The organism is Nonomuraea sp. NPDC047529, from assembly GCF_040642995.1.
Lineage (GTDB): Bacteria > Actinomycetota > Actinomycetes > Streptosporangiales > Streptosporangiaceae > Nonomuraea.
Genome location: NZ_JBEYTJ010000078.1, coordinates 1 through 16,462, shown reverse-complemented (window position 1 = coordinate 16,462; position 16,462 = coordinate 1). Strand labels below are relative to the sequence as shown.

The 16,462-nt window shown below is 70.9% G+C and carries 12 protein-coding genes; 7 read left to right on the top strand and 5 right to left on the bottom strand.

The window, feature by feature from the left end; all coding sequences use genetic code 11:
* Positions 1-91: 91 nt before the first annotated feature.
* The gene (locus tag ABZ815_RS51850; RefSeq protein WP_357710726.1) at positions 92-1,372 is read right to left on the bottom strand and encodes an aspartate aminotransferase family protein; all 1,281 of its coding nucleotides are present in this window, start codon (positions 1,370-1,372) and stop codon (positions 92-94) included.
* 235 nt (positions 1,373-1,607) lie between these two features.
* Here ABZ815_RS51850 and ABZ815_RS51845 point away from each other — a divergent pair, with 235 nt between their 5' ends.
* Positions 1,608-2,306, top strand: coding sequence for an alternative oxidase (locus ABZ815_RS51845; protein ID WP_357710723.1), 699 nt, complete (start codon positions 1,608-1,610; stop codon positions 2,304-2,306).
* Here ABZ815_RS51845 and ABZ815_RS51840 read toward each other — a convergent pair.
* Complete coding sequence (locus ABZ815_RS51840; protein ID WP_357710721.1) at positions 2,303-3,754, bottom strand: MFS transporter; 1,452 nt, start codon at positions 3,752-3,754, stop codon at positions 2,303-2,305. The genes ABZ815_RS51845 and ABZ815_RS51840 overlap by 4 nt on opposite strands.
* Positions 3,755-3,809: 55 nt before the next feature.
* On the opposite strand from ABZ815_RS51840, the gene ABZ815_RS51835 reads away from it, so the two are divergent.
* From ABZ815_RS51835 to ABZ815_RS51815, 5 genes are read left to right on the top strand one after another with little or no spacing between them, the layout of a single operon-like run.
* Positions 3,810-4,511, top strand: a complete 702-nt coding sequence (locus ABZ815_RS51835) for a TetR/AcrR family transcriptional regulator C-terminal domain-containing protein (RefSeq protein WP_357710719.1) — start codon at positions 3,810-3,812, stop codon at positions 4,509-4,511.
* Positions 4,512-4,524: 13 nt separating this feature from the next.
* On the top strand, positions 4,525-6,153 hold the full coding sequence (locus ABZ815_RS51830; protein WP_357710717.1) for an AMP-binding protein: 1,629 nt from the start codon (positions 4,525-4,527) through the stop codon (positions 6,151-6,153).
* 56 nt (positions 6,154-6,209) lie between these two features.
* Positions 6,210-7,826: a PucR family transcriptional regulator ligand-binding domain-containing protein gene (locus tag ABZ815_RS51825; protein WP_357710714.1), complete on the top strand. Its 1,617-nt coding sequence runs from the start codon at positions 6,210-6,212 to the stop codon at positions 7,824-7,826.
* On the top strand, positions 7,823-8,854 hold the full coding sequence (locus ABZ815_RS51820) for a P1 family peptidase (protein WP_357710711.1): 1,032 nt from the start codon (positions 7,823-7,825) through the stop codon (positions 8,852-8,854). Before ABZ815_RS51825 ends, ABZ815_RS51820 begins: the two co-directional genes overlap by 4 nt.
* Positions 8,855-8,859: 5 nt before the next feature.
* Positions 8,860-9,243: a cupin domain-containing protein gene (locus ABZ815_RS51815; RefSeq protein ID WP_357710709.1), complete on the top strand. Its 384-nt coding sequence runs from the start codon at positions 8,860-8,862 to the stop codon at positions 9,241-9,243.
* On the opposite strand, the gene trpS is transcribed toward ABZ815_RS51815, so the two are convergent.
* Complete coding sequence (gene trpS, locus ABZ815_RS51810) at positions 9,240-10,202, bottom strand: tryptophan--tRNA ligase (RefSeq protein WP_357710706.1); 963 nt, start codon at positions 10,200-10,202, stop codon at positions 9,240-9,242. The two genes, ABZ815_RS51815 and trpS, sit on opposite strands and share 4 nt — an antisense overlap.
* 253 nt (positions 10,203-10,455) lie before the next feature.
* On the opposite strand from trpS, the gene ABZ815_RS51805 reads away from it, so the two are divergent.
* Positions 10,456-11,925 (top strand): phosphodiester glycosidase family protein, encoded by a 1,470-nt coding sequence (locus ABZ815_RS51805; protein WP_357710704.1) that lies wholly within the window; start codon positions 10,456-10,458, stop codon positions 11,923-11,925.
* A 50-nt stretch (positions 11,926-11,975) separates the two neighbouring features.
* Here the strand turns inward: ABZ815_RS51805 and ABZ815_RS51800 are convergent, their stop codons facing one another.
* Positions 11,976-14,477, bottom strand: coding sequence for a tetratricopeptide repeat protein (locus tag ABZ815_RS51800; protein WP_357710701.1), 2,502 nt, complete (start codon positions 14,475-14,477; stop codon positions 11,976-11,978).
* A 689-nt stretch (positions 14,478-15,166) separates the two neighbouring features.
* Entirely contained in the window at positions 15,167-15,664 is a 498-nt protein-coding gene (locus ABZ815_RS51795) for an HAD domain-containing protein (protein ID WP_357710699.1), read from the bottom strand.
* Positions 15,665-16,462: the final 798 nt, after the last annotated feature.

The window sequence follows — 16,462 nt, the reverse complement described above, 5'->3', positions numbered from 1 at the left end:
CCGCTGACCTCACCGGTCGCCGGGTTGAAGACCTCCGCCGTCCGGCCACCGCCGTCCGTCAGGGCGCCGTTGATCCAATGCTTGACCGACTTCACTGAGCTGCTGCCTCTGCGTTGATGACTTCGAGTGCGTTGACGATGATCCCCAGGCCCTCGGTGGCCTCGTCCACCGTGAGGGTGAGGGGCGGGGCCATGCGGATGGCGGTGCCGTACAGGCCGCCCTTGCCCGCCAGCAGGCCCGCCTTCTTGGTCTCCTCCATGAAGCGGACGGCCTGGGCGGGGCTCTCCAGCTCGACGGCGAACATCAGGCCCTTGCCGCGCACGTCCTTGACGATCGGCAGGCGCGCGGCCGCCTCCTTGAGGCCGCCGATGATGATGTCGCCGGTCCGCGCCGCGTTGGCCTGGAGATCGTGGTCGAGGACGTAGTCGAGGGTGGCGTTGGCGGCGGCCATGGAGATGGGGTTGCCGCCGAACGTGGACAGGCCCACGGCGTGCGGCCCGTCCATCAGGTCGCCGCGGGCCACGATGCCGCCGACCGCGAAGCCGTTGCCCAGCCCCTTGGCGAACGTGATCATGTCGGGGGTCACGCCGTGGTTCTGGATGCCGAAGAACGCGCTGCCCGTACGGCCCCAGCCGGTCTGCACCTCGTCGGAGATGAGGTAGATGCCCTGCTCGTCCAGGACCTCCTTGTAGGCGGCGAACAGGCCGTCGGGGGCCATGGTGAAGCCGCCCACGCCCTGGATCGGCTCGGCGATCAGCGCCGCCACGTCGTTGGAGACCGAGGTGGCCAGCACGTGGCGCAGGTCGTCCACGCACGCCTTGATGTAGTCGGCGTCGGACAGGCCCTTGAACTGGGTGAGGTGCCGGTCGGCGCCGTGCAGGAAGTGCACGTTGAGCGGGGAGAGCGAGTTGTTCTTCCACGCCCGGTTGGAGGTGACGCTGACCGCGCCGAAGCTGCGCCCGTGGTAGCTCTGCCGCATGGCGAGCACCTGGTCGGTCTTGCGGGCGTACGTAGCGAGGAGGAGGGCGGTCTCGTTGGCCTCGGTCCCGGAGTTGGTGAAGAACACCTTGGCGTCGGGGATGCCGGAGAGCCTGGCGATCTTCTCGGCGAGCTCGACCTGGCCGCGCAGCAGGTAGACGGTGCTGGTGTGGACCACGCCGGTGGCGAGCTGACGCTCGACGGCGTCGCGCACCTCGGGCACGTCGTACCCGATCATGTTGGTCAGGATCCCGGCGAAGAAGTCAAGGTAGCTCTTGCCATCGGCGTCGATGACGCGGTTGCCCTTGCCGCTGACGATCTCGATGGGCTCGTTGTAGTTGAGGGCCAGCCAGTTCGGCATCACTGCCCGGTGGCGCGCGAGTAGCTCCGACATGTTATCGAGTATCCCGTTCTCCCGTGCTTCCTCACAGCGGCAGGCTGTCGGCGGGGGGCCACATCACCTTACAAGATGTAAGTCCTCCCCCTAGGGGATCACCCGTGCGCCTGGGGGCGTACGCGCCGGCCCCCCGGTACGCCGCCAGAGGCATCGCGATTGACCACTCGCGGGCGACGACCCGGCGGGGCCCGCTCGGCCACCATCGGATCATCGACGAACCGAGGAGACCGAGATGACCGTCACCATCGACCTTCGCCCGGAGGCGCCCGCCGGGCCGCCCAAGCTCGACCGCGACCAGCTCCGCCGCGCCCAGCAGGACACCCTCGACACCCCGCGCATGGACTACAGCCTGCTGGCGCGGATGATGTTCAAGCCCGTGGACCTGATGTACGGCAGGAAGGGCTCGTACACGAAGTTCGCCATGCTGGAGATCATCGCGCGGGTGCCGTACCAGGCGTGGGAGCGGATGGGCTACTGGGCCGTCCACCGGCACGCCGGGCGCTCGGCCCTGGCCAGGAGGGTTTTCGAGCGCATCGTGGAGGCCCGCGCCGACCAGGACAACGAGCAGTGGCACCTGCTGATCATGCAGGACCTGGTGCAGCGCGCCGGGCAGCGCCAGAACTGGCTGCTGCACAAGGCGGCGCCGTGGCTGATCGCCTTCTTCTACTACCACGTGTCCTGGGTGCTCTTCGTGGTCCGGCCGGACTGGAGCTACCGGCTCAACGCCGAGTTCGAGGACCACGCCGAGCACGAGTACATGACGTTCGTGGCCGAGAACCCCGACCTGGACTTCGTGCCCGACCCCGGCACGTACGCCGACGAGTACGGCCGCTACCGCTCGGTGGCCGACCTGCTCCGGCAGATCGGCCACGACGAGCGCACGCACAAGCTCGACAGCCTGGAGAGCATGCGTGAGCCCCGCGTCCGCTAGACCTCGGCGAGCTCGGAAGCGGCCGCGACGGGGGCGGCCGGGCGCAGCACGACCAGCGCGAGCAGCGCGGCGGCGAGGCTGAACCCGGCCCCGACCCACGACCCGAGGTGCACGGCCACGGTGAAGGCCCGGTCGGCCACCTCGCCGAGCCCGATCTGCTCGGCGACCCCGATCGACTCGCGGGCCGCCGCGGGCGCGTCGAGCGGCATCTCCGAGGTGTAGACGCCGGCCAGCACGCTGCCGAGCACGGCGATGCTCATGGCCAGGCCCACCTGCTGCACGGTGTCGTTGAGCGCGGACCCGACGCCGGCGTGCTCCAGGGGGATCGCCCCCATCAGCGAGGCGTACGCGGACGGACCGGCCAGGCCGGCTCCCGCGCCCATCAGCACCAGCCCGCCCATCAGCGGCAGGTAGCCGGTGGTGAGCGCCATCACGACGAACCCCACCGCCATGATCAGCAGCCCGGCGGAGATCAGCACCCGGTTGGACACCTTCTTGCCCAGCGCCGCGCCGACGCCGTTGAAGACGACGGCCGCCGCCGCCTGGGGCAGCATGGCCAGACCGGCCTGGAGCTCGCCGTAGCCCAGCACGAACTGCAGGTACTGGGTGAGCATCAGCATCACGGCGCCCGCGCCGAACGACATCAGCAGGATCGAGAAGGAAGCGCCGCTGAAGTTGCGGTTCCTGAACAGCTGCAGCGGCAACATCGGGTGCTCGGCCCGCCGCTCCCAGATGACGAACGCGGTCAGCGTGACGACCGCCACCGCGATGACGGGCAGGTTCCACTCGCGTTCGATGATCACGTACACGGCCGAGGTCAGGCCCACGATCGAGAGCACCACGCCCACCGGGTCGATCCGCCGCCCGGCGCTGCGGGTCTCGGGCATCAGCACGAAGGCGGCCACGATGGCCAGCACCGCGATCGGGATGTTGAGCAGGAAGACCGAGCCCCACCAGTAGTGCTCCAGCAGGAAGCCGCCCAGGGTCGGGCCGGCGATCACGCCGAGCATCGCCACGCTTCCCCAGATGGCCATGGCCTTGCGCCGCTCGTCCTCCTCGAAGACGGTCATGAGGATGGAGAGCGTCGAGGGCATCAGGATCGAGCCGCCGACCCCCATCAGGGCCCGTGCGCCGATCACCTGCCAGGGCTCGGCGGCCAGCACGGCCAGCAGCGACGCGCCCCCGAAGAAGGCCAGGCCGATGACGAGGAAGCGGCGGCGGCCGTACCGGTCGGACAGGCTTCCGGCGGTCAGCAGCAGGCCGGCGAAGACCAGCACGTAGGCGTCGAGGATCCACTGGATGTCGGACGGCGTCGCGCCCAGCTCCTCGATCAGGGACGGGATCGCCAGGTTCAGCACGGTTCCGTCCACCGTGAGCACCAGCAGCGAAAGGCAGAGTACGACGAGGACCCACCAGCGGCGCGGGTCTCGTACAGTGTTCGAGGTCACTCGCACAGCGTACGACAACTCTCGCACACTGTGCGAGAGCATTTATCCTTGGGGGATGACCGGCAAGCAGTTCACCTCCGTCTGGTTCCGCGAGCCGCGCAAGACCGCCGCCCCCGGCCGCAGCCGCGAGGAGATCGTCAGAGCCGCCCTTGAGCTGCTCGACGAGGAGGGCATGGCCGGGCTGAGCATGCGCAAGCTCGGCGCGAGGCTGAGCGCCGGCGCCACCAGCCTCTACTGGTACGTCGCCAACAAGGACGAACTGCTCGAACTCGCCTACGACCAGGTCTGGGCCGAGATGACCGTCCCCGACGCCGAGGAGGTGGGCTGGCGCGACGCCGCCTCGGCCATGGCCTACGGCATGCGCGCGGTCATGCTGCGGCACCCGTGGTCGGCCGACCTCCTCGGCCGGGTGCCCGCGCTCGGCCCGCACGCCCTGTCCGCCTCCGACCGGATGCGCAAGATCTTCAGGACGGCCGGGTTCCACGGCCTCGACGTCGACTACGCCGTGGCCGCCGTCACCGCCTTCGTCTACGGCATGACCCTGCCCGAGATCGCCTGGGACGCCACCGCGAAAGACTCCGAGTACGACGCCGACGAGATGCGCGGCATGGTCGCCAAGGCCGCGGCCGACTTCCCCGACATGCTGGAGAGCCTGGCCATGGGGGCGTACCAGGATCCGCAGGTCCTTCGGGCCACGGCGTTCGACTTCGGGCTCGTGTCGGTGCTCGACGGCCTTGAGCGGCGGCTGGCGACGTAGCAGGATCCGGGGCATGAGCGATTTCCGCGCGGCCCGCGATCTTCTCCTGAGCGCCGACTACCCCACGGCCCGGCGTGACTTCCGCTGGCCGGAGGCCGAGCAGTTCAACTGGGCGCTCGACTGGTTCGACGGGGTGCTGGCCGCCGAGACGCCGCAGGCCGCCGCCCTGACCATCGTGAACCCCGGCGGCCGGGTCTCCCACACCTTCGCCGAGTTGTCGGCCCGCTCCAACCAGGTCGCCAACTGGCTGCGCGAGCAGGGCGTGCGCCGGGGCGACCGCGTCCTGCTCATGCTGGGCAACCAGACCGAGCTGTGGGAGTCCATGCTGGCCGCCATGAAGCTCGGCGCGGTGATCATCCCCGCCACGACCCTGCTGACGGCCAAGGACATCGGCGAACGCCTCGAACGCGGCCAGGTCGCCCACGTGATCGCCAACGCCGCCGACGCGGGCAAGTTCGGGGCCGGCGAGTTCACGAAGATCGCGGTCGGCGACGCGTACGGGTGGCTGCCGTACCACGAGGCGTACGAGGCCGGCGAGCGCTTCACCCCCGACGCCCCCACCAGGGCCGGCGACCCCCTGCTGCTCTACTTCACCTCCGGCACGACCTCCCGCCCCAAGCTGGTCGAGCACACCCACGCCTCCTACCCGGCCGGTCACCTGTCCACCATGTTCTGGATCGGCCTGCGCCCCGGCGACGTGCACCTCAACGTCTCCTCCCCCGGCTGGGCCAAGCACGCCTGGAGCAACGTGTTCGCCCCCTGGAACGCCGGGGCGACCGTGCTCATCCACAACTACGAGCGCTTCGCCGCCCGCGCCCTGCTGGAGGTGCTGCGCGACGAGCGGGTCACCACGTTCTGCGCGCCGCCGACCGTGTGGCGGATGCTCATCCAGGAGGACCTGGCGGCCTGGAAGCTGCCGCTGCGCACCGCCGTGGCCGCGGGCGAGCCGCTCAACCCCGAGATCATCGACCAGGTCGCCAAGGCGTGGGGCATCACCATCCGCGACGGCTACGGCCAGACCGAGACCACCGCCCAGATCGGCAACGTACCCGACGAGCCGGTCAAACCCGGATCGATGGGACGCCCACTGCCCGGCTACGACATCGTGCTCATCGACCCCGTCTCCGGCGAGCCCGGCGACGACGGGGAGATCTGCCTGCCGCTCGCCCCCCGCCCCCTGGGCCTGATGGCCGGGTACGTCGGCGGCTCCGCCGAGGCCATGCGCGACGGCTATTACCACACCGGCGACGTCGCCACCCGCGACCAGGACGGCTACATCACCTACGTCGGCAGGACCGACGACGTCTTCAAGGCCTCCGACTACCGCATCTCGCCGTTCGAGCTGGAGAGCGTGCTGCTGGAGCACCCGGCCGTGGCCGAGGCGGCCGTCGTGCCCGCCCCCGACCCGGTGCGCCTGGCCGTGCCGAAGGCGTACGTGATGCTGGCGCCCGGGTTCGAGCCCGGCGCCGAGACCGCGCGGTCGATCTTCGAGCACTGCCGGCGGGAGCTGGCGCCGTACAAGCGGGTGCGCCGGCTGGAGTTCGCCGACCTGCCCAAGACGATCTCGGGGAAGATCCGGCGGGTGGAGCTCCGGGTGCGCGAACCCCAAGGTGAGTACCGCGAGGAGGAGTTCAATCTGTGACAGTGTGTATATGGCTGTATGACCGTTCTTACAGGTTGATCGGCTAGGCTCGCCCCGTGCTCCCCACCATCGCCGACGTCCTCGCTCTTGAGACCGTGCGCCGGGGCAGCCCGCGCGTGGTCGCGGGCGCCGACCGGCTCGACACCAGGGTGCGGTGGGTGCACGTCGGTGAGATCGTCGACATCGCCCATCTGCTGCGCGGCGGCGAGCTGGTGCTCACCACGGGCGTCGCGCTCCCCGACGACCCGGAGAAGCTCGCCGACTACATCGGCGAGCTCGCCTCCGTCGGGGCCTCCGGGCTGATCGTGGAGCTGGGCCGCAGGTTCCTGCGCGAGCTGCCCGGGGCGGTGGTCAAGTCGGCCGAGGAGCACGGGCTGCCGGTCATCGTGCTGGCCCGCGAGACGCCGTTCGTGCAGATCACCGAGTCCGTGCACGCCCGGATCATCGACATCCAGCTTGAGGAGCTGCGCGCCTCCGAGCAGCTGCACGAGGTGTTCACCGAGCTGTCGGTCGAGGGCGCCTCGCCCGCCGAGGTGCTGACCCAGGTCGCCCGGCTGTCCGGCCGACCGGTGCTGCTGGAGAACCTCGCCCACCAGGTGCTGGCCTGCGAGTCCGCGGGCCGCGACGCCGGCACGCTGCTGGCCGGGTGGGAGAGCAGGTCGCGGGGGGTGGCCCCGGCCGGGCGCACGGCGTACGACCCCGCCTCCGGCTGGCTGGTCACCACCGTCGGCGCGCGCGGCCAGGACTGGGGGCGGCTGATCCTCATCTGCGAGACGCCGCCGACGCCCCGCGAGATGGTGCTCGCCGAACGCGCCGCCACCACGCTCGCCCTCGGCCGCCTGCTCGAACGCCACCAGGAGTCCCTGGAACGCCAGGCCCACGGCACGATCATCACCGGCATCCTGACCCACGCCTACGCCGACCCCGACGAGGCCGCCGCCCGCGCCCGCGCGGTCGGCGTGCCGCTGACCGGCCGCAAGCTGGTCAGCGTCGTCATCAGGCCGACCGAACCCGCCGACCAGGCGCTCGACGGCCAGGCGCAGCTCGGCGAGCTGGCCGAGGCCACCGCCGCCGCCTGCCGCGACGCCCGCCTGCCCGCCCTGGTGGGCGCGCTCGACCAGGAGCGGGTCGGCGTCCTGCTGCCGCTCCCGCCGCGCACCGGCGCCGAGCCCGCGCTGACCGCGCTCGCCGAGCGGCTGCGCGTGCTGTGGCGGCCCGGCTCGGCGTTCGTGCTGGCCGCGGGGTCGGTGGTGGAGTCCATCCGCGACGTACGGCGCAGCTTCCTCGAAGCCGAGCAGGTCGCGGACGTGGCCGTGCGCCAGCCCGACGGCCGCGCCTTCTACCGCCTGCCCGACCTGCGCCTGCGCGGCCTGCTCCACCTGCTGCGCGACGACGCCCGACTGCAGACGTTCGCCGAACGCGAGCTGGGCCCGCTGCTCGCGCACGACGCCCAGCGCGGCGGCGACCTCACCCGGATCCTGCGCACCTACCTCGACGCCGGCCGCAACAAGGCCGTGGCCGCGCAGAAGGCCCACCTGTCCAGGCCGGCCTTCTACGACCGCCTGCGCCGCCTCGAACGCATCCTCGACACCGACCTCGACGACGTCGAGTCATGCCTGTCACTGCACGTCGCACTGCTGGCGCTGGAGTCCTTCCGCAGGGAGAACCGTTGAGAGCTCGTGATCACGGCATCGTCGTCGGCACCGGCGTCCCCGGTCCGCTGAACGCGATCACCGACGTGCCCGGCGTCCTCGTCGGCCACACCACGCTGACCGAGGGCACCGCCCGTACGGGGGTCACCGTCGTCCGCCCCGGCCCGGGCTCGGCCTACGACTCACCCGTCTACGCCGGCTACCACTGGCTCAACGGCAACGGCGAGATGACCGGCCTGCCCTACCTCGACGACTTCGGCCTGTTGCACTCGCCGATCGGGCTGACCAACACCTTCTCCGTCGGCGTGGTGCGCGACGCGCTGGTCTCCCTGGAGGTCGGCGGCCGGGGCGCGGGCGCGTGGTCGCTGCCGGTGGTCGCCGAGACCTGGGACGGCCGGCTCAACGACATCGACGCCCGGCACGTCCGCCAGGAGCACGTCGAGCGGGCCTACCACGGCGCCTCGGCCGGCCCGGTGCCCGAGGGCTCGGTCGGTGGCGGCACCGGCATGATCTGCCACGGCTTCAAGGGCGGCATCGGCACCGCGTCCCGCGTGACCGGCGACTACACGGTCGGCGTGCTCGTGCAGGCCAACCACGGCCGCCGCGACCGGCTCACCGTCAACGGCCGCCCGATCGTCATGGACGACGTGCCCCGCCCCGGCATGCGCGAGGGCGCGGGGTCGATCATCGCCGTGGTCGCCACCGACGCGCCGCTCCTCCCCCACCAGTGCCGCAAGCTCGCCCAGCGGGCCGGGCTCGGCGTGGCCAGGACGGGCGGCGCCGGCGAGAGCTCCAGCGGCGACGGCTTCGTCTGCTTCGCCACCGGCAACCGCGACCTGCCCTCCAACGCCCTCGACGACGGCGGCTCGGGCGTGTTCGAGGTGCGGGTGCTGGCCGACGCCCTCCTCGACCCGCTCTTCCACGCCGCGATCGAGGCCACGGAGGAGGCCATCGTCAACGCGATGGTCGCCGCCGACACGATGACCGGCGCGAACGGCTTCACCGCCTACGCACTCGACGGCGCCCGCCTGGCCGACCTGGTGAAATGAGCAACATGTCTGACGTCCTGATGCCCGACCTCGAAGACCTCGGCCGCATGATCGCGACCGCCGGCGCGTTCGCCGTGCCCGTGCACGACGTGCGGCTGACCCCCGACGAGCTCGCCCCCGAGCAGATCGTCGCGGGCGACCCCGCCACCTCGTCGTTGGAGCTGGGCGACGGCCGGGGCATCTGGGAGATCACCCCCGGCGTCGTCACCGACGTCGAGACCGACGAGATCTTCGTCGTGCTGTCCGGCCGCGCCACCATCGCAGTCGAGGGCGGCACCACCGTCGAGGTCGGGCCGGGCGACGTGTGCCTGCTGGCCGAGGGCGCCCGGACGACGTGGATCGTGCACGAGACCCTGCGCAAGGTCTACCAGTCCCGGCAGTCCGGCTAGAACCCCATCGCCGTACGGACCTCCTCCAGCGTGCGGACCGCCCGCTCCCGGGCCCGCTCGTTGCCCCGTGCCAGCACCTGCCTGACATCGGCCTCGGTGTGCTCGCGCCGCCGCCGCCTGATCGGACGCAGGAACTCGTTGACCGCCTCGGTCGTCAGCGCCTTGAGCTCGGCGGCCCCGCCGTCGCCGATCTCCTCGGCGATCTCCTGAGGCGGACGCCCGAGGCAGAGCCCGGCCAGCGTGAGCAGGTTCGCGACCCCGGGCCGGTGCAGCTCGTCGAAGGTGATCAGGCGTTCGGAGTCGGTGCGGGCCTTGCGGATGAGGGCGGCGGTCTCGTCCTCGGTGGCCGCCAGGGCGATGGCGTTGCCGCGGCTCTTGCTCATCTTGCCGCCGTCCAGGCCCATGAGCAGCGGACGCTCGCCCAGCATGGCCTCGGGCAGCGGGAAGACCTCGCCGTACCGTTCGTTGAAGCGCCGCGCGACCAGCCGGGCCACCTCCACGTGCGGGAGCTGGTCGCGGCCCACGGGCACCAGCGTGCCCTTGCAGAACAGGATGTCGGCGGCCTGGTGCACCGGATAGGTGAACAGCAGGCCGCTGACCGCGCGCCGGGAGCTGTGCGCGATCTCGTCCTTCACCGTCGGGTTACGGCTCAGCTCCGCCACCGAGACCAGGCTCAGGAACGGCAGCAGCAGCTGGTTCAGCTCGGGGATCGCGCTGTGCTGGAAGATCGTGACCTTGGCCGGGTCGAGGCCGACGGCCAGGTAGTCGAGCAGCACCTCGGTGATGTTGCGCTGGATCTCGCCGGGCAGGTCACGGTCGGTGATCACCTGGTAGTCGGCGATCAGCACGTACGTCCGGTATTGGTCCTGCAGCTCCACCCGGTTGGCGAGGGTGCCGAAATAGTGGCCCAGATGCAGGCGTCCGGTCGGCCGGTCGCCGGTCAGGACGACGTCGTTCACGGTGGGTCTCTCCTTCAGGTGTGCCGCCTGAGGGGATCCCGCGCTCGTGTAGGGCCGCCATCAGGACGGCCCAGCATGGAAGATCAGCGGCCGTCTGCCGGCCGCCACCACATGCTGATACGGGTCATAACACAATGTTATCCGGACTGGGTGTCAATCTGGTAACTCTTGAGCGGTTTGGCGCGTTCTGCTGACCCCAGGACCTTGATCTCGTCAGGATGGTTCGGTCCCTTTTCCGCCCTCTGGAGAGTTCATGTCTCGACGCACCCTCGCCGGCGGCCTGGCCATAGCCGCCACGATCACCGTCACCGCAGTTCCCGCCTCGGCGGCGCAGCTCGCGGTGCAGTTCCCGTCGGCCGACTTCCCGCTGGGCGCCCGGTCCGCCGCCACCAAGACGCTGACCGCCGTCACCCAGGGCATCGACCTGTACGACGTGAAGGCCGGCAGCTCCACCGACGGCTACACGGTGACCGTGCTCATGCCGAGCGGCCGCGACTACGGCGCTCTGGAGACCGCCCAGGCCAAGGTCACCGAGGTCGAGGCGGCCGGGGAGGCGGCGAGCCTGCAGAAGGTGATCCGGCCGAGCGTCGCCGACGCGCCCTCCCAGACCGTCTACATGGTCCGCGTGGGCCTGTGGTCCTTCAAGGACAAGGCGAAGGCCGACGAGACCGCCAAGACGCTCAAGGAAGCCGGGCTGAAGGTCAAGGTCGACTACCTCGGCGACGACGGCCTGAAGACCACCGGCCCCTGGGACGCCAAGGTCGTCATGATCGACTCCCGGACGTTCCGCGGCTCGTACGCCGCCTCCCTCGGCACCAGCGTCGCCAAGCGCGAGACGGTCTCCTCGATGGCCAAGGCGCGCAACGCGGTGGTCGGCGTCAACGGCGGCTTCTTCAACATCCACACCGCCAAGAACCTGCGCGGCGAGCCCGTCGGCGCCTCCGTGGTCGCCGGACGCCTGCTCAGCGAGGCCGTGCCGGGCCGCTCCGCCGTGGTGCTCCAGGGCCGCAGCGTCCGCGTCACCGAGCTGAAGACCGCCGTCACCGCGATCTCCCAGGACGGCGACAAGCTCGTCGTCAACGGCGTCAACCGCGCCGCCGCGACGGACGAGGCCGTGCTCTACACCGAGGAGTACGGCGCCAAGACCCCGACCGGCGGCACCGACATCGTCCTCGACGCCAACGGCAAGGCGGTCGCCGTGCGCACGAGCGGCGCCGCCGTCGCCAAGGGCACCCGGGTGCTGCACGGCCAGGGCACGTCCGCCGATTGGCTCGCCGAGCACGCCTGGGAAGGCTGGACGGTCAAGATCGACACTAAGGTCACCGACCTGCGTACCGGCAAGGCCCTCAAGCTGACCCCCGACCTGAACGTGATCGCCGGCGGCGTCGGCCTCGTGCGCAACGGCCGCGTGAAGATCACCGCCAAGCGCGACGGCCACGACTCCGTGAACATGATCCTGCGCCGCCACCCGCGCACCCTCCTCGGCGTCACCAGGAACGGCAGCCTCATCCTGGCCACCATCGACGGCCGCCAGCCCGGCGTGACCATCGGCGCCAACTTCCACGAGGCCGCCCAGTTCATGCGCTGGCTCGGCGCGGTCCAGGCCGTCAACCTGGACGGCGGCGGCTCGACCGCGATGGTCGTGTCGAACAAGCTGGTCAACCGGCCATCGGACGGCGTGGAGCGCGGCGTCGGCGACGCCCTCCTCGTCCTTCCCCAGTAGCGGCCGGGGCGCGAGGGGCAGGCTCGCCCCCTCGCGCCCCGGCTCCCCCCTCACGGTCGGGTGCGGGCCGTCCAGTGGGCGAGTTGTTCCCTCGTCGTCACCGTGGCCGGATGGCCGGGTCCGAGAATGCGTTCCCGGACCGGCAGCAGCGCCGCACACAGATCCCGAGCTCCCACCACATCCCCCGCCTCCCCCGTCCAGTACGCCAGATTGGCCCTGGCGGTGAGCGTGTCAGGATGCTCAGGCCCCTGAACGCGCTCCCGTACCGGGACCAACTCCGCGTACTGATCCCGCGCCGCCGCCGCGTCCCCCAGCTCCCCCGTCCACCGCGCCAGCTCATGCCGGATCGTCAACGTGTCCGGATGGTCGGGCCCGAGAATGCGCTCCCGGACCGGAAGCAGCGCCGCGTACAGGTCACGGGCCGCCGCCGCGTCCCCCGCCTTCCCCGTCCACTGGGCCAGGCTGGCCCTGGCGGTGAGCGTGTCAGGATGCTCAGGCCCCTGGACGCGCTCCCGTACCGGGACCAACTCCGCGTACAGGTCACGGGCCGCCGCCGCGTCCCCCAGCTCCCCCGTCCACCGCGCCAGCTCATGCCGGACCGTCAGCGTGTCCGGATGATGCGGCCCCGACACCCGCTCCCGTACCAGGAGCAACGCCGCGTACTGGTCGCGGGCGGCCAGCGCGTCCCCCAGCTCACCGGTCCAACGGGCCAGCTCGTGCCGGTTGATCAGCGTCGACGGATGCTCGGCCCCCTGAACCCGCTCCCGCACGGGCAGCAGCGCCGCGTACTGGTCGCGGGCGGCGGCCGCGTCCCCCGCCTGCCCGGTCCACTGGGCGAGGTTGGCCTGCGTGGTCAGGGTGTCCGGATGCTCCGGCCCCGACACCCACTGCCGCACGGGCAGCAGCGCCGCGTACTGGTCGCGGGCGGCCACCGGGTCGCCCGCCCGTCCCGTCCACTGGGCCAGGTTGTGCCGGGTCGTCAGGGTGTGCGGGTGTTCGGGACCGAGCACCCGCTCGTAGACGGGAAGCAGCTCAAGGTAATGGTCGCGCGCCGCCGACGGGTCGCCCGCCTCGCCCGTCCAGAGCGCCAGCTCGTGCCGGGCGGTCAGCGTCGCCGGCTCCTCCGGGCCCAGCGCCGTCGCGAGCGCGTCGGCGATCTCCTGGAACAACGCCTTCGCCGTACGGTAGTCGCCGCTGGCCCCCAGATACTGGGCCGTCTTGTCCATGCCGGGTGAGGTCGGCCCGAGCACCGTCCGGATGTGCGGCAACAACCTGGCGTACCGCGGCCACCGTACCTTCTGCCCGGGATCGTCCGGCAGCACGGCTTCCACCAGCACCGCCGCCACCTCCCGCCACCGGCGCTGCGCCCGCAGCGGAAGCTGGTCGAGCGTGACGGCCTGCACCAGCCGGTGCACGGTGACCGTCCCGTCCACGGGCGGCCCGATCAGGCTGTGCCGCCGCAACGCGCTCAGCGCCGCGTTGATCCTGATCGTGTCGTGCGGCAGCGCCCGCATCATCATCAGCACGCTGGGGTGCACGTCACGCAGCAGACGCGTCCGCGGCCCGGCAACCCGCCCGTACGCCAGCCGCCGCTGCATGTCCCCCCGGAACAGCTCGCGCGGCGCCCACCGCGCCAGCGGCGAAAGCAGCAAATGGTACGGAATCGCCTCGTGCGCGTAGCAGGCCAGCAGCCGCAGCAGCGCGATGGCCTGCGGACTCGTCCTGGCCAGCCGCCGGAACGCGAACTGCCACGTGGAGGCGACCCGCTCCCGATACCCCCACGCCTGCCCCTGCGCCAGCAACTCGGCACGCTGGTGATGCAGCAGATCCAGGTACTCCGACAGCTCCAGCCCCGTCTCCGACATGTATGCCGCCGCCTGCTCCAACGCCAGCGGCAACGCCCCGAGCTCCGCCACCACGGCGGCGGCCGCCACGGCGTCGTCCTGCCCCGAACTCGCCAGCATCAGCAGCGCCGCCGACTCCAGATCGAGCACCGGCAGCTCCAGCCCTTGGTCCCGCGGCCAGCTCCCGGACCGGCTCGTGATCAGCACATGCCCCGGCCCCGCCGGAGGCAGCACGGCCTGCACGGCCTCGGCCCCCGGCACGTTGTCGAAAATCAGCAACCACGGCCGGGTACGCGCCGCCAGCGCGGCGTGCACCTGGTCGACCGGGTCCGCCGCGTTCGCGCCCAGCTCCCGTAATCCCATGAGCGCCGCCAACCGGGTGAACGCCGCCGACAACACCGCCGGCTCGGCCGCCGGCAACTGCCAGACGAGCTCGTAGTCGTGCTGGTACCGGTAGGCGTACTCCAGCGCGAGACTGGTCTTGCCCACGCCGCCCAGCCCGTGCACGGCCACCACCGCCGGCCGTACGTCGCTCCCCAGCAGCCGCTCCCGCAGCTCCGCCACGGCATCGTCCCGTCCGACAAGCTGCGGCGGCCGCGGCGCCAGCTGCACGGGCCGCGACGCCACCTGAGGCCGCGACGGGAGATGCACGGCCCCGATGACGTTGACCTGCCCACCGGTCACCGCCGTGGACCTGTCCCCGGTCATGGCCAGCCCGGACTCCTGCCGCCCTACAACGATCGACCGCTCGCCCTCAGCAGCCCTCACCACCCGCCCGAGCCCGCCACCCTCACCGCCCCCACCTTCACCTGCCCCACCGGCTCCGCCCGCACCCGGCTCTGCCCCCTGCCCCGAACCGGCTATACCAGCGGGCCGTCCAACCTCCTCCTGACCCCCAGCACTTCCACCCGCACCGGCCGACTCCCCACCACCGGAGGACCCCATGGCGGCCCGAAGCTGCGCCCACAGCCCGACACCGGCGATGAACAACCCCGCCACACCCACGAACATGCTGACGACACTGGCCCGCTTGTCCAGCAGCTCCAGCTGTAACGGCTCAGCGAAGAACCCCACGATCCCCGCGGCCACCAACCCGACGGAGATCGACGCGAACGTCCACACCAGCAGCCGACGGCTACGGCGCGCTGACTGCCTGGAAGGGGGAGAAGCGGTCACTCTAATAGAGTTACCCGATTACGCTAAGTATCCTATCGATATTGCCAGGTCCATGAACAACCTCTGACCTCGCCCAACCCCACCCACGAACCATCCCTCCCCCCGCCCCCAAGCCCCCCATCACACAACGAAACCCCCACCGACTCCCACACGCGAGCCACATCCCTGTACGACTCGACGTGTTCGGTGACCTGTCGGTAGCAATGACGATCTCCGCCTGATCAGACTGCTCGTAGCCAGCGATCCAGGGCGATGAAGTCGTCGTTGGTGAGCCCCTGCGCCGACGGAACATGATGGAGGAGGGCTCGGCCGCGGTGCTGTGCGGACACCCAGTCCCGATCGGCATCGGTGATCTCGTCGTCGACCCGGGCGAATGGACGCTGGTTGGCCCATGCCACCAGGGTCCTGGTCTTCCAGCAGAGCCCGAACCACTGGTCCTGACGTTCATCCTCGTCGGAGGGCTCGGGCCAGTTCACGACAGGTAGCCGTGGCACTCCGATCCGGGGTGCGATCTCGACGTTGGCCTGATCTTCCCAGGTGGTGGCCCAGACCAGGTCGCACGGCAGCGCCGCCAGTCGAAGCCCCACCTGCGGGTCGGGCCGCGCCAGGTGGTTGGTCTGCCCACTGCCTGAGGGCTGGCGCTGCAGGCCCTCACCGAACGGCAACAGCGGCCCGTCGACATCAAGGAAGAGCAGGGGGCGCCCCTGGTGGCCAGTCATGCCGCGGTCACCTGTTCGCGTCCGACCAGGACGCCACGCTCGAACCGAACTCCGGCTCGCACGAGTGCGACAAGAGGGAGAACGTTGACAGCGCGCAAGCGGGTCTGACCGGGCTCGACGAGCTTGAGGGTCATGGCCAGGCCGGCGGCCCGCGAGCCGGACCCCTTGGTGACCTTGGTGCGGCGCTCGGACGGTGGCGAAGGTCGGGTCGATCGGCTTGACGGTGCGCAGGTGCACACAGCGCTTGACCGGGGAGTCGTCGAAGGCGAACAGTTCGTCGAGGTCACCGACAATCTTTGCGACGGGCTTGGGGGCACGATGCCGCTGGCGGCCTCGAACTCCTTCAGCGCGCACAAGGCATGGGTCTTGTCCTCGACCAGGGGTTGGCTGCAGCACACGCGAAGTCCGGCCTCCTTCCTGAACCGCCCGGCGCATCCAGAACCTCGGGCCTACCAACCCCGAGAGTCCCCCACCAGCGCGAGAGCCCTATGCGCCCCTCGACCTTGCAAGACTGCCTCAACGGCCCTCTGGACAGAACCCTCATCTGTCCTTCGGAATCCTCGAAGGGCAGCCGGCGCACGACGGCACCCAGGACACCCACCCCACACCGGCAGCCCGACCAAAGATCACAACCTTCGGGAGGTAGGGCCCCGGCCGTGCCCGCCGTCGCCGGCACAGACGTCTGGAAAATGCTCCAGAAATGCAGAAAGGGCCCCGACCTAAGTCGGAGCCCTTTCAAAAGATTGTCCGGCGGTGACCTACTCTCCCACACCCTCCCGAGTGCAGTACCATCGGCGC